The organism is Streptomyces viridiviolaceus (genome assembly GCF_014650995.1).
GTDB lineage: Bacteria > Actinomycetota > Actinomycetes > Streptomycetales > Streptomycetaceae > Streptomyces > Streptomyces viridiviolaceus.
In genome coordinates, this window is the sequence record NZ_BMWA01000022.1 from 43,943 (window position 1) to 57,169 (window position 13,227).

14 protein-coding genes are annotated in these 13,227 nt (G+C 72.7%); 3 read left to right on the forward strand and 11 right to left on the reverse strand.

Going from position 1 to position 13,227, the window contains the following annotated elements; translation table 11 throughout:
* Positions 1-16: 16 nt before the first annotated feature.
* Positions 17-370, forward strand: a complete 354-nt coding sequence (locus IE260_RS28700) for a 5-carboxymethyl-2-hydroxymuconate Delta-isomerase (RefSeq protein WP_189877033.1) — start codon at positions 17-19, stop codon at positions 368-370.
* A gap of 1 nt (position 371) precedes the next feature.
* Here the strand turns inward: IE260_RS28700 and IE260_RS28705 are convergent, their stop codons facing one another.
* The 5 genes from IE260_RS28705 to IE260_RS28725 form a co-directional block, all read right to left on the reverse strand.
* Positions 372-1,061, reverse strand: coding sequence for a TetR/AcrR family transcriptional regulator (locus IE260_RS28705; protein ID WP_189877035.1), 690 nt, complete (start codon positions 1,059-1,061; stop codon positions 372-374).
* 57 nt (positions 1,062-1,118) lie between these two features.
* Positions 1,119-2,192 (reverse strand): PDR/VanB family oxidoreductase, encoded by a 1,074-nt coding sequence (locus IE260_RS28710; RefSeq protein WP_189877037.1) that lies wholly within the window; start codon positions 2,190-2,192, stop codon positions 1,119-1,121.
* Complete coding sequence (locus tag IE260_RS28715) at positions 2,189-3,103, reverse strand: metal-dependent hydrolase (RefSeq protein ID WP_189877039.1); 915 nt, start codon at positions 3,101-3,103, stop codon at positions 2,189-2,191. Before IE260_RS28715 ends, IE260_RS28710 begins: the two co-directional genes overlap by 4 nt.
* Before the next feature lie 98 nt (positions 3,104-3,201).
* Positions 3,202-5,121, reverse strand: coding sequence for a hypothetical protein (locus IE260_RS28720; protein WP_189877041.1), 1,920 nt, complete (start codon positions 5,119-5,121; stop codon positions 3,202-3,204).
* 50 nt (positions 5,122-5,171) lie between these two features.
* Complete coding sequence (locus IE260_RS28725; protein WP_189877043.1) at positions 5,172-5,681, reverse strand: tetratricopeptide repeat protein; 510 nt, start codon at positions 5,679-5,681, stop codon at positions 5,172-5,174.
* A gap of 137 nt (positions 5,682-5,818) precedes the next feature.
* Here IE260_RS28725 and IE260_RS28730 point away from each other — a divergent pair, with 137 nt between their 5' ends.
* Positions 5,819-6,247 (forward strand): hypothetical protein, encoded by a 429-nt coding sequence (locus IE260_RS28730; protein WP_189877045.1) that lies wholly within the window; start codon positions 5,819-5,821, stop codon positions 6,245-6,247.
* An 85-nt stretch (positions 6,248-6,332) separates the two neighbouring features.
* Here IE260_RS28730 and IE260_RS28735 read toward each other — a convergent pair whose 3' ends face one another.
* The 6 genes from IE260_RS28735 to IE260_RS28760 all read right to left on the reverse strand — a co-directional run bounded on the left by IE260_RS28735 (position 6,333) and on the right by IE260_RS28760 (position 12,718).
* Positions 6,333-7,847, reverse strand: a complete 1,515-nt coding sequence (locus tag IE260_RS28735; RefSeq protein ID WP_189877047.1) for a DUF1996 domain-containing protein — start codon at positions 7,845-7,847, stop codon at positions 6,333-6,335.
* Between the two features lie 162 nt (positions 7,848-8,009).
* A complete protein-coding gene (locus IE260_RS28740) occupies positions 8,010-9,038 on the reverse strand; it encodes an SDR family oxidoreductase (RefSeq protein ID WP_189877049.1) in 1,029 nt (342 codons plus the stop codon).
* 60 nt (positions 9,039-9,098) lie between these two features.
* Positions 9,099-9,692, reverse strand: coding sequence for a winged helix-turn-helix domain-containing protein (locus IE260_RS28745; protein ID WP_189877051.1), 594 nt, complete (start codon positions 9,690-9,692; stop codon positions 9,099-9,101).
* Positions 9,693-10,071: 379 nt separating this feature from the next.
* Positions 10,072-11,103: a glutamine synthetase gene (gene glnII, locus IE260_RS28750; RefSeq protein WP_189877053.1), complete on the reverse strand. Its 1,032-nt coding sequence runs from the start codon at positions 11,101-11,103 to the stop codon at positions 10,072-10,074.
* 372 nt (positions 11,104-11,475) lie between these two features.
* Positions 11,476-12,201 (reverse strand): SCO2207 family protein, encoded by a 726-nt coding sequence (locus IE260_RS28755; RefSeq protein WP_189877055.1) that lies wholly within the window; start codon positions 12,199-12,201, stop codon positions 11,476-11,478.
* Positions 12,202-12,358: 157 nt separating this feature from the next.
* Entirely contained in the window at positions 12,359-12,718 is a 360-nt protein-coding gene (locus tag IE260_RS28760) for an arsenate reductase family protein (RefSeq protein WP_189877057.1), read from the reverse strand.
* A gap of 176 nt (positions 12,719-12,894) precedes the next feature.
* Here IE260_RS28760 and IE260_RS28765 point away from each other — a divergent pair, with 176 nt between their 5' ends.
* On the forward strand, positions 12,895-13,209 hold the full coding sequence (locus tag IE260_RS28765; protein WP_189877059.1) for a hypothetical protein: 315 nt from the start codon (positions 12,895-12,897) through the stop codon (positions 13,207-13,209).
* The last annotated feature ends 18 nt before the right edge of the window (positions 13,210-13,227 follow it).

Genomic DNA, 13,227 nt, shown 5'->3' on the forward strand with positions numbered 1-13,227 from the left:
AGAACAGGAGCACCCCATGCCGCAGATCACTGTCGAGCGTTCCCCCCATCTCGACGACGTCGACTGGGAGGAGTTCGCGCTCGCCCTGCACGCGGTGGTCGTCGAGACGGCGGCGGCGCGGCTGGAGGCGTGCAAGACGCGGGTGCTGCGCACCGAGGACGAGGTCGTCGGCGCCGAGCGGGAGCGGCACGCCGTCGTGAACGTCTCGATCGCCCTGCTCGCCGGGCGCAGCGACGAGACCAAGGCGCGGCTCACCGAGGCCGTGGTGGAGCTGCTGCGGGAGCACGTGGAGCCCAGGGACGGGCTCGGCCTGCACCTGTCGGCCGAGGTGCGCGACCTCGACCCGTCCTACCGCAAGGCCGAGGTCTGATCTACGACGCCAGCCCGATCAGCCGGCCGACCAGGTCCGTGAACGGGCCGTCGGCCGGTTCGTCGGCGAGGATGCGGCGCAGCAGGGCGCTCATCTCCTCGTCGTAGGCCGCGCTGACGGCGGCGAGGGCGGCGAAGTCGTGCACGAGCTGGGCCTCCAGCTCCGCGCGCGGGATGCGCCGGCCGTCCAGCCAGATCAGTGCCGTGGACTCGGCGAGCGAGATCCAGGACCGGACGACCAGTTCCAGTCGCGCCGGGGGATGCGTGACGCCCAGGTGCGAAAGGATCTGGACATACGCGGCCTGCCGTACGGAGTCGACGAGGGCGTTGGTGGTGGACGAGCCGACCGCCGGGCCGCCGCGCATCAGGGCCGAGAAACCGGGGCCGTGCTCGTCGACGAAGTCGAAGTAGCGACCCATCACCCGCAGCAGCCGCGCGCCCAGCGGGCCCTCCGCGGGCTCCACGAACCGGGCCGCCAGATCGTCCGAGGCGCGCTGCAACGCGGCCTCGTACAGGCTGAGTTTGCCGGGGAAGTAGTGGTAGACCAGCGGGCGCGAGATGCCTGCCGCCGACGCTATCTCGTCGATGGAGACCTCGTCGGGAGAGCGGCGGCTGAACAGTTCGAGGGCGACGCCGATCAACTGCTGCCGACGCTCCTCGACTCCCATTCTGCGGCGTACCCCGGTAGTCATACGAACACCTTACCGATCGAATCCGGCCCGCGAACGAGCCGGACCGGGCACCGGTGTTCACATGTCCAGCACCAGACGCTCACCCCGGGCACGCGAGACGCAGATGAGCATCGAGTCACCGCGCTCGGAGTCCGTCAGCAGCTCGTCGCGGTGGTCGATCTCGCCCTCCAGCACCTTCTGCTGGCAGGTCCCGCACCAGCCCTGCTCGCAGGAGTACGGCGTGTTCGGCAGCTCGGCGCGCACGGCGGCCAGCACGGACGAGTCCGCGGCCACGGTCAGCGTGCGGCCGCTGCGCCGCAGCTCGACCTCGAACTCGCCGTCGCCGCCGGCCGTCGTGCGGGGCGCGAACCGTTCCAGGTGCAGCGCCGTCCCTTCCGGCAGCCGCTCCTCGACCGCCGTCATCAGCCCCTGGGGGCCGCAGCAGTAGACGGCGGCACCCTCCGGCACGCCCGCGAGGAACGCGTCGAGGTCGGGCAGCCCGTCCTCGTCCTCGGCGACGACGGTGACCCTCCCCCGCTCGCTTCCCTCGCGGTCCGGGTCCAGCTTCTCGATCTCCTCCAGGAACGGCATCGACGCCCGCGTCCGCCCTCCGTACAGCAGCCGCCATTCGGTCCCCTCCGGCAGGGCCCGCAGCATCGGCAGCACGGGGGTGATGCCGATGCCGCCGGCGACGAAGACGTACGAGGGCGCCTCGACCAGCGGGAAGCGGTTGCGCGGCCCGCGCACCTCCAGCTCCACCCCCTCCTGCACCTGCTCGTGCACCTCGCGGGATCCGCCCCGCCCGTCCTCGACCAGCCGGGTGGCGACCGTGTACGACGAGGTGTCCTCCGGGTCGCCGCACAGCGAGTACGGGCGCACCAGGCCGGACGGCAGCACCAGGTCCAGGTGCGCCCCCGGCTCCCAGCGCGGCAGGTCGTGGCCCTCCAGGCGCACGCGGACCACCCCGTCGGCGATCCGCTCGTGGGCGGTGACGAGCAGCTTCAGCGCCCGGGAGCGGGGCCGTCCGGAGACCGGCGGCTCCAGGGCCGGCATCGGCCACAGCGGCGAGCCCTGGATCCGGCGCCGCATCGCCCGCCGGACGACCAGTGCGGCGGCGGCCGCGATCGCCAGGGTCATCGGCTTCGGCTTCATGCGGCTTCCTCCTGGGACTTCTCGGCGGCCAGTGCGGCGGGGGAGGCGGCGAGGTAGGCTACGGCCTGCTCGGTCGAGCCCTCCTGCGAGGGGTGGTAGGCGTGGCCGAGATAACGCGGGATCGACCGGAGCATGGCGCCGGTCGAGGGCAGCAGGCCCCGGCGGCCACGGCGGTGGAAGTCCATGAAGGTGGCGCGGCCGTCGATGAGCGTCGGGTCGTTCTCCATGAAGAACCGCGCCCCGCGCTGCCACAGGAACACCAGCGCCGAGAAGGCGACGGCCCAGGTGCGCACCCGCCGTGCGTAGCTCCCGTCCACGTGCAGGAAGAGGTCGAAGGCCACGGACCGGTGCTCGACCTCCTCGGCGCCGTGCCAGCGCAGCAGGTCCAGCATCGTCGGGTCGGCGCCGCGCCGGTCCAGTTCGCGGGCGTTCAGCACCCAGTCTCCGAGGAACGCCGTGTAGTGCTCGATGGCCGCGATCAGCGCCACCCGCTCCATCAGCCACCACCGGCGCGGCCGGCCCGGCGGCAGGGTGCGGTCGCCGAGCAGCTTCTCGAAGAGCCAGTCGACCTGCGCGGTGTACGGCGTCGGATCGAGCCCCTGGTCCTTCAGGTGCGGCAGCACCTCGTCGTGGGCCTGCGAGTGCATCGCCTCCTGCCCGATGAACCCGATGACGTCCTCGCGGAGCCGCTCGTCGCGGATGTACGGCAGCACCTGCTTGTAGACGTGCACGAACCACCGCTCACCGGCGGGCAGCAGCAGGTGCAGCACGTTGATGGTGTGTGTCGTGAACGGGTCCCCCGGCACCCAGTGCAGCGGGGTGTCCTCCCAGGAGAAGGAGACCTTCCGTGCCTTGAGCGGTATGCGCTCGGACTCCACCGGCCGGGGCAGCCGGGCCTGCGTATTAGACATGGCGTCAATGTACTGACGGGTAGGTCGCGGGGGAACCCTTGTGCCGGTACTTGTTGACGCCAGTGTCAGCTAGCGGGTGCCGGGAGGAGCGTCCGCCCTCACCGCAGGCCGCTGATCGTCCGCCCGTCGTCGAGCGTGCCCTTCAGCTCGGCCCGTGCCCCCTTCTTCGCCTTGGCCGTCAGCAGGTTCCCCTCGGCCGAGGCGCTGATCCCGCCCGTCGCCCGGACCGACTCCGTGTCACGGCCGCCGGCGGCCAGCAGGTACCAGCGCCCGCCCTCCGACTTCCACAGCACGCCGGCCAGCACCTGCGGATCACGCCTGCCGCACGCCGGCACGTCCTCGGCCTTCGCCGCCACCGCCCCGTACTTCGCGCCCGGCGTCCGGAACTGGGCCAGCACCCGGGCCCCGTCGCCCCGCCAGGTCTCCGCCCGGGTGCACACCCACGCGGCCGACCCTCCCGCGCCGGGCAGCCGCTGCGTCGCGAACTCCCAGGCGTTCACCGACCGCACGCCCTGCCCGCGCACCGCACCCAGCGAACAGGCGTACGGCGCCCAGGTGCGCAGCGCCGCGGCACCGGAGGCGTCCTTCGCCGACCCGGGCCGCCCGGTGGTGAGCCGGGCCGGGACCAGCTCCCCGAGGTCGCTCATCAGGCGGGTCGTGGAGCCGTCGGTCAGCTGGAGCACGTTCCACGACGTGCAGGCGCCGGTCCGCTCGGCGGGACCCGCCATCGGCGAGGTCACCCCGTCGGTCAGGGGCAGGTCCATCGCGCCCGAACCCGGCCTGGTCAGGTCGCGCTCGGCCGCCCGCGTCACCCAGGGCGCCGTCAGATAGCGGACGTTGCCGTCGGTCCGGCCGAGGACCACCGCGCCCGCATCGGCCCGGCCGGCCCCGTCGGTCCGCGCGAAGTCCAGGGCCGCACCCGCCGTGCCGTCCTTCGCCTCGGCGTACCGGGCGATGCGCAGGCCGTCGTGGAGGATCACCACGCGCGCGGCGTCGACGTTCCCGGCGTACAGCAGCTGCGGCGGCCCGGACGGGCCGCCGGTGGGTGTGCCCGGCGTCGCCGACACCCGGACGGTCTCGCCGGGCCGGGCCCAGACGGCGAGGGCCCGCCGCAGCAGGTCCTCGTCGTCGGTGAGGTCGCCGCGCGCCGGCCACACCGAGAAGTCGGTGCGCGCGGAGGTCCGCCACGCCGCGGGCGGGACCTTCGTCAGCTCGCCCGGGTCGAGCGCGGCCTCGGCCGCCGGATTCCGTGCGTACGGCGGGGCGGCGGGGCCGTCGGACCCCCAGCCGTCGCCGGGCAGGCCGACCAGCGCCCCGCACACCACGAGGGCGGCCCCGGCGACCAGCGCGGCCCTGGTGTGCTGCCGGCGCCGCATCAGGTCGGTCGGCCGGGCCTGCAGCGAGCAGGGGTCGAACTCGGGGGAGGCGAGCAGCGTGCACGCACCGGTGACCCCGTCGGCCTCGCGCAGGGCGGCGTCGGCGTCCGCGACACCGGCGGCCCGCAGCAACTGCCGTACGTCGCCGTCGGGGAGCCGCTCCAGGCCGCGCAGCACGTAGGCGGCCCGGCCCGCCGCGGACAGGGCGGTCAGCTGCTGGTCCAGGGCGAGTTCGTCGGCGCCGCCGGAGCGCGGGAAGAGCTTCAGGCCCCAGACCTGGGGCAGCAGCGGAGGCAGCTGGGAGCGCTTGGGCCAGGCCCGGCGCTTCAGCGGCAGGCCCGCCTCCAGCGCCGTACGCACGACACGCAGGCGGATCAGGGCGTAGCCCGGGTCGCCCTCACGGTCCGCGGACTGGGCCGGGATCACGGGCGTCGCCGTCCGGTTCCCGGGCAGGGCGCGCTGGGTGAGGGAGTGCGCGGTCAGGACCCGGCGGCTGCGGCCGAGCCCCGGCGGCAGCACCAGGTAGGCGAGCCGGACCAGGCGCGGGTAGTGCTCGACGAGCGCGGCCTCGGCCTGCTCCACGCCGACGACCGGGTCGGTGGCGGACGGTGCGGGGTGCGGGACGACATCCTGTGACTGCACGTCCAGCAGAACGAGCGGATCAGCGCTTGGTCACCGCCACCGCACCGGCGCTAGCGGACCGGTTCGGCCAGCGCCCGCGCGTACGCGGCCATGGAGCGCTGGTAGCGCGGCAGGTGGGGGGCGAGCGCGCCGAGCACCAGCGACAGTCCCTCCCGGTCGCGGCCGAGGCCGGACAGGCACAGCGCCAGCACGGCCCGCACCGCGTCGTCCAACTCGTCGGAGGGCGCGTCGAGTTCCGGCGTGAGCAGGGCTACGCCCTCTTCCGGGCGTCCGACGTTGCGCAGGGAACTGGAGAGCTGGATCTTGGCCCGCCGGCCCTTGTAGCCGCTGACCTCGCTCAGCCCGCGGGCGAGCGCCTCCCGGTAGAGGGGCACGGCCTTGTCCGAGTGCCCCGTCGAGTCCCAGGCGCAGGCCCGCTCGAACGGGCCGAGCGGGCTGTCCTCGGGCAACTCGGCGGCGAGCGCGTCGATCACGGCGCGGAAGTCCGCCGCGTCCTGCTCGGCGCAGTCGTCGAAGGCGGCCCAGGCCGCGGCCACGCGGTCTTCCCAGTCCTTGTTCACCGGGTCACCTTCGCACGGGCGCACCCGCCTCGGCACGGGTGTTTTTTGAGCGCTGCGCGCTCCGCGGCCGTATCGATGTCCGAGAGTCCCTCGCCGGGGCTCCGTGCGGCATGTCGCCGGAAGGACCGGAGGAACACATGAGGCTGACCCGACCGATGCTCGCAGCGGCCGCAGCGGCGGTACTGGCGCTGACGGGCTGCGGATCCGGCGGGGACGGCGAGGCAGCTGTCCCAAGGACGGCGACCGGGAGCCTGGAGCACCTGGCCGCCGAGGTGCGGTGCGAGCCGAACATGCAGGCCGACGCCGACACGGTCCGCCAGGCCATCTGTGAGAGGGGCGACGAGAAGTACATCCTCGCCACCTTCGCCACCGACCGCGGCCAGCGCGAGTGGATCAACTCGGCCAAGGACTACGGCGGTCACTACCTCGTGGGCCGCAAGTGGGTCGCCGTCGGCCACGAGGACGTCATGGCGGACCTGCGCGGCCGGCTCGGCGGGACCCTGGAGCAGGGCACCCTGCACGGCGGCGGCCCGCACTCGGCCGGGCACGCCGGGCACGGCGGCTGACCGCGGCGGCGCGGTACCCGGACAGACAGGAAGCCGGTGGCGGTCCGACCGTCACCGGCTTCCTCCTCGCGGACGACCGGCGGGACTACTGGCAGTCCTCGCCGCTGTTGATGCACTCGACCACCTGGTCCATCAGGTCCTCGTCCATGACGTTGATGAAGTCGTTGTGGTCGGTGATCGGCTTGTGCAACTGCTCCGGGAAGCTGTCCACGGCGTACGGGTTCTGCACCTGGCCGTTCTCGACGGTCGGGGTGGGGATGTCGTACACCAGGCGGACCTGCAGCTGGGGGATGGCCTGGAAGCCGTTCGGGCAGCCGCCGTCCTCCTGGACGAACGCCACGTGGTCACGGTGGTTGGCGCTGTCGATGTTCTGGCCGTCCCAGCAGCTCTGGAAGTTGGCCGTGCGCACCACCTGGCTGCCGTCCGGGCAGAGCGGGTACTTGTCCGTGACCTGCCGGTCCTCGAAGCCGGTGCAGCTCCACGAACTGTTGGCGTTCGCCACGCCGTTGGTGAAGGACTTGGCGTCGCCGGTGATGATGCGCAGGAACTTCGGCATGGCGACGACGTCGCTCTGCTTGTTGCCGACGAACCTGAGCTCGGCCTGGCTGGGCTTGAGGATCCTGCCGACGTTGCCCTCGGCGCCGCCGCCCTGGTCGCCGGCGTCGAACTCCTCGGTGCCGTCCTGGAGGCGCAGCACCGGCCAGTAGTACGTGGACTTGTCGCCCTGGTTCCGGCACGAGGTGTCCGCGTTCGCCAGGTCCTCGTCGCTGGAGAACGCGTCGTTGTCCTGGTTGCCGACGTAGTCGTGCGTGTGGTGCGCGCCGTTGTCGACACCCGGGGCCGCGATCAGGTTGTCGCTGTTGAACAGGTTGTTCTCGTTGACACCGCAGTCCGTGGTGAACGTTCCCGTGGAACCGCCGTCTCCGTCGGCGGCCAGGCCGTTGCGGCTGTCGCGGGAGTTCGGCTGGACGTCCTCGATGTCGATGAAGTCGTCGGCCACCGGGCCCGCGGCCCCGTTGCCGTTGTCGTCCTGGTTCTGCCCGTCGCCCTGGTCCTGGCCGCCGTCGCCGTTCTGGCCGTCGCCGTCTTGCCCGTCGCCCTCCTGGCCGCCGTCATTGGTCTGCGGCTGCTCCGCGGGCTGCCCCTGGCACTCGGCCAGCTCGTCCAGGTCGTCGTCGGCGTTGCCGCCCGCCCGGTCGATCTCCAGCTGGATCCGGTCGATGATCACCTTCCGGCGGTCCTTGAGCGGGCCCAGGATGCTGTTGCGGACGAACTGCCCGTCGCGTGCCTGCGCGTCCCGTGTGGTGGCCAGCCGCTGGTAGGCGTCGGTGATCTGGCTGTCCAGCGTGGCCAGTTCGCCGTCGACCTCCCCGCGCGCCCGGTCCGGCACCCCGGAGAGCTGCTGGCCGACGTCGGGGCAGTCGATCGTCGCCACCTGGGCCGTCGCGGACCTGGTCCGGTTCTGCGCCGGGCTCTCCTCGTGGGCCGAGGCGTAGAAGTTGGCCCAGATCAGCCCGCCCCCACCGAGCGCCAGGGCCGCCGCCCCGGCTACGGCCTTGGTGGCCAGCGGCGTACGGCGTTTTCGTGTGTTGCGTCCCATGGAACTCCTCTGACTTCCTTGCGGGGCATCGAGGCGCCCGACAGGAGTGAAGCGGCTCCCATCCATACGGAGGCCGCCCGAGGGGTGTTCAGCCGCAACCGAAAATTGGCGGGGCACGTGGGGCGGGTGAGGCCAGCCGGGGTGAGCGCGTCCGGGACCCGCTCAGTCTTCGGGAGCGGTGGTGCCGCGTACGTCCCGGCCGGCCGCGAGCACCTTCGCCTCCGTCTCCGCGTCCAGGCCCACCGTCGGCCGGTCCGGTCGCTGCGGTGCCGTGCCGCCGATGTCCGTCAGCCAGCGCCAGGTGTCGGCGACCGTCTCGGCGGCGGGCCGGCAGCGCAGCCCCGTCGCCAGCGCCCGGGAGACGTCCGCGCCGTGCAGGGCGTCGTGCAGCTCGCTGCCCGGCGGCACCCACACCGGCAGCTGCGTCCAGGGCTCGATGCCGGCGCCGAGGACGGCGTCGGGGCCGGTCCAGCGCAGCCGTGCCGCACCGCCCGTCGCCCGTGCGCAGGCTTCGAGCAGGGACTCCATGGTGGTGTGCCCCTGCGGAGCGACCAGGTTGTACGGCCCGCTCAGCTCCTGTTCCACCGCGCCGAGGGTCCACTCGGCCAGGTCGCGGACATCGACGTACTGCAGGGGCAGGTCCCGCGGACCCGGAGCGAGCACCGGGCCGCCGCGCGCGATCCGGGTCAGCCACCACGGCAGCCGGCCGACGTTCTCGTACGGCCCGAGGATCAGCCCGGCCCGCACGAACACCGAGCGGTCCGCGCCGAAGGCGTCCAGCGCGGCCAGCTCGCCGCCCCGCTTGTCCCGGGCGTAGTCGGTCCCACCGGCGTCCGGCGCCGCGCCCTCGACCAGCGGCGCGTCCTCGCCGTACCCGGCGGGGCGCGGCCAGGCGTACACCGAGCAGCTCGACACGTACACGTACCGGCCGGCGCGGTCCCGCAGCAGCCGCGCCGTGTCCCGTACCGCGCGGGGCGCCGCCGACCAGGTGTCGACGACGGCGTCCCACGTGCCCCCGGCGAGGGCGGCGAGACCGTCCGGCGCGGTGCGGTCGCCGTGCAGCGACCGCACTCCCGGCGGTGGCGTGTGCCGCCCCCGGTGGAAGACGGTCACCTCCCAGCCGCGCCCGAGGGCCGCCTCCACCAGGGCCCGTCCCACGAACTCCGTACCGCCCAGCACCAGTAGCCTCATGCCGGACACTCTGCCCGGCGCGCGGGCCGCGGGGAACGGGTGTCTGCTGTCGGCAGAGGGTCAGCGGCCGGCCGGCGGCGTGTACTTGTAGCCCACGCGCCGCACCGTCTGGATCGTCTGCCGGTGCTCGGCGCCCAGCTTGCGGCGCAGCCGCGCGATGTGGACGTCGACGGTGCGGCCGTCGCCCACGTGGCCGTAACCCCACACCGTGGTGACCAGCTGGTCGCGGGTGTGCACCCGGTGCGGATGCGTGACCAGGTGGGCGAGCAGTTCGAACTCCAGGTAGGTCAGATCGAGTTCGCGGCCGTCCACCGCGGCGGTGCGCTGGGCGGTGTCGATGCGGACGAGCGGGTCGACCGGGCCGTCACCGGCTCCGGCGGCCTCCGGCGTCCGGTCGGGGACGACGGACGGCAGGAAGGGCGGCTGCCGGTCGGCGGGGACGAGGACCAGGTAGCCGACCATCGGCGGCCGGCCCGGCAGCGCGGGCAGGGTGTGCGGGGGAGCGGGCAGCCAGGTGGCGCCGGGCGGCAGCAGGTCCGCCACGTCGACCGGCTCGTCGCGGTCGACGGCCCGGAGCCGGTGCCGGGAGGCGGCGGGCGTGGGCGGGGCGGGGGAGTCGAGGGTGACGGTGGACAGGGAACGGGTGGTCGCCATGGGACGTCAGCTCTTTCGCGCGAGATGTTCGTCGGAAGGGGCGACGGCCGCCGAGTTCGTCGTCGGGCGTCGCGGGGACGTACGTCGTGCGCGCTGGCCGGGGGCCGGGGTGTACGGCTCTACAGGGCCCGCGCGTTCACCGCGCGGCAACACACCCGGTCGAAGTCGTGGTGCTGACGGGAAGGCCAGAAGGGCTCGAGGTCATGGCGACCCGTCGCTGCGTACTTCCGGAAGCTGGCCATGGTCCCATTGAAGCAGACGGCGGGCCGGTGCAGGAGCCCACTCTCACAGCGTGGACGCCCGCACCGGTGAGAATGCGTCAGAAAACGCCATGAGGCGCCCACCGTTACGGTGGACGCCCCTGGCACGAGCGGGAGGATCAGACCTGGCCGGCCTTCTCCAGGGCTTCGCAGCAGGTGTCGACGAGCAGGCGGGTCACGACGTACGGGTCGACGTTGGCGTTCGGTCGGCGGTCCTCGATGTAGCCCTTGCCGTCCTTCTCGACCTGCCACGGGATGCGCACGGAGGCACCACGGTTGGAGACGCCGTAGGAGTACTCGTTCCACGGGGCGGTCTCGTGCAGGCCGGTCAGGCGGTCGTCGATGCCGGCGCCGTAGTTCTTGACGTGGTCGAGCGGCTTGGAGCCCTCGCCGAGCGACTCGCACGCGGTGATGATCGCGTCGTAGCCCTCGCGCATCGCCTTGGTGGAGAAGTTGGTGTGAGCGCCGGCCCCGTTCCAGTCGCCCTTGACCGGCTTGGGGTCGAGGGTGGCGGCGATGTCGAAGTCCTCGGCGGTGCGGTAGAGCAGCCAGCGGGCCACCCACAGCTGGTCCGAGACCTCCAGCGGGGACAGCGGGCCGACCTGGAACTCCCACTGGCCCGGCATGACCTCGGCGTTGATGCCGGAGATGCCCAGGCCCGCCTTCAGGCAGTTGTCCAGGTGCGCCTCGACGACGTCACGGCCGAAGATCTCGTCGGCGCCGACACCGCAGTAGTAGCCGCCCTGCGGGGCCGGGAAGCCGCCCTTGGGGAAGCCGAGCGGGTAGCCGTCCTTGAAGAAGGTGTACTCCTGCTCGATGCCGAAGATCGGCTCCTGCGCGGCGTAGCGCTCGGCGACCTCGGCCAGCGCGGCGCGCGTGTTGCTCGGGTGCGGGGTCATGTCCGTGTCCAGGACCTCGCAGAGCACCAGGACGTCGTCGCCGCCGCGGATCGGGTCGGGGCAGGAGAAGACCGGCTTGAGCACGCAGTCCGAGGAGTGGCCCTCGGCCTGGTTGGTGGAGGAGCCGTCGAAGCCCCAGACCGGCAGGGCGTCCAGACCGGCGGGGGCACCCGGGATGATCTTCGTCTTGGAACGGAGCTTGGCCGTCGGCGAGGTGCCGTCGATCCAGATGTACTCAGCCTTGAAGGTCACGGGGCCACATCCTTCGGGGTGGGTCTGGGCGCACTTGCGGGTGCTGCGGCGCTGCGGCACTGGGGCGCCGCGTTCACTGCCGGGAGCTTGTCAACAGGCGATTTCCCGGCCATTGCCCAAATGTGAACCCCGTGTTACCTGGGGGTGGTGTGGCGCGTCTCACGGTGTGAGGGCGGCGCGTGGGTCCGGTGCGGCCCGGAACGCCCGCGTGGAGCGGGCCGCGCCCGTCGTGGACGCGCGGCGCCCGGCCGCTCGTATGCGACGCGGTGAGCGCCGTGCGCGCCCTCGGGGAGGCGTGAGGCGGCGGCCGGGACCGGCCGGCACGGCCCGCGCCGCCGCCTCAGCGGTGTCCCCGTCCGGTGGGGCGGGGCCTCACCCCACCTTCTCGATCAGGGCCCGCCGGATCAGGAACTTGCCCGGCTCGCGGACCTCCTCGAAGGCCGCGTTGTTGAGCAGCGCGCAGCTTCCGGAGACCGAGGTGACCTCCACCGTCGTGGACTTGTTGTTGTCCAGGTTGGTGACCTTGAGCTTGGTGCCCAGCGGGAACTGGTTGCTGGACGCGGCGGGCGCGCCGCCCTCGCCGGAGAGGGTGACGGTGGAGCCGTTGCACACCTGCTCGCCGGCCTGCCCGGCGTCCCCGGCCTGCTCGCCGGCCTGTTCACCGGCCTGTTCACCGGCCTGTTCACCGGCCTGCGGGCCGCCCCCCTGACCGGCTTCCTGGTCCGCTTCCTGACCGGCTTCCTGGCCGTTCTGCGGCGGCTGTGCGGCCTGGGAGTCCTGAGCCGACTCCCCCGCCGCGCACCCGGACGCCTCCTGCTTGCGCTTGATCTCCTCGATGACCGCCTCACGGTTGGCGATCCGCGCCTCGGACTGCGCGTCCGGATCGGCCCGCTGGCCCTCGATGAACCGCTGGTTGTTGCCCAGTGCGGTGGCCAGGCCCTGACACACGGACGAGTCCTGCGCGGACCTCGTCGTCGGCGCGGGGGGCGTGGCGTTCGAGGTGCTCGCCATCACGAAGGCCCCGCCGCCCGCAACCGACGCGGCACCGACGAGCAGCGCGATCTTCTTCTTCGTACCGAGACTTCTCCTGCGCGACATGCGCGCCTCCTGAAGAGGTAGGGGAGCGTACGCCGCTATGTACGAGATGCCGAACGAGGTTACTCATCGGTCACGGGGATTGGCGCAAGTAACGTGCGTCACAATGCGTGTGACGCGAGGTCATCTCGCGCCGGAGCCGCCGCCGGGCAGACCGCGTCTAACGGGACAGCGCGTCCCGAACCGCGTCATCGGTGCGGGCGACGACGGCCGTACCGTCGTCCGCCGTGATGATCGGACGCTGGATCAGCTTCGGATGCTCGGCGAGCGCCGTGATCCAGCGGTCGCGTGCCGTGTCGTCACGGGGCCACTCCTTCATCCCCAGTTCCTTGGCGGCGGCCTCCTGCGTGCGGGTGATGTCCCACGGTTCCAGGCCGAGGCGGGTGAGGACCTCGCGGATCTCGTCCTCGCTCGGCACGTCCTCCAGGTAACGCCGCACGGTGTAGTCGGCCCCCTCGGCGTCGAGCAGGCTGATGGCGCTGCGGCACTTGGAACAGGCCGGGTTGATCCAGATCTCCATGCGGCACACGGTAGCCCGAGAGGCGTGAAAACCCGTTCTTCCCATGCGTCACCGTGCCCCCGAAAGCCCTTGTGGCCAGGGGCTTTTGTCAGTGGGGGGCGGTAAAATAGAAGCAGTGTTCGAGGGTGCCGCCGGGATGTGCCGGACGGCGCCCTGACCGCGACAGGAGGATGCCTGTGCCCGCTGCCGCACTCAAGCCGAAGCCGTTGCCCACCCAGTCGACCGCCGAGCGACCCGTCCTGCTCGACCTGCCGTACGAACCCGTGGAGAAGCGCCCGCTGCCGGCGGGCCGCCCCCGCGAGTGGTACGTCACGCACAACCGCCGGCTCAAGGCGATGCGACTCGCCATCGCCCTGCTCGACTCCGGCGTCTACCTGCCGAACCAGGCCCGCAACGAGAGGATACGGAGCACCGCGGCGCTGATCGGTGTCCACCCGCCCTCGGACACCACGTGCCACATGGTGCGGGCGTTGATGCGGTACTCGCGGTGAGCCCGGCGCCGGGCGCCC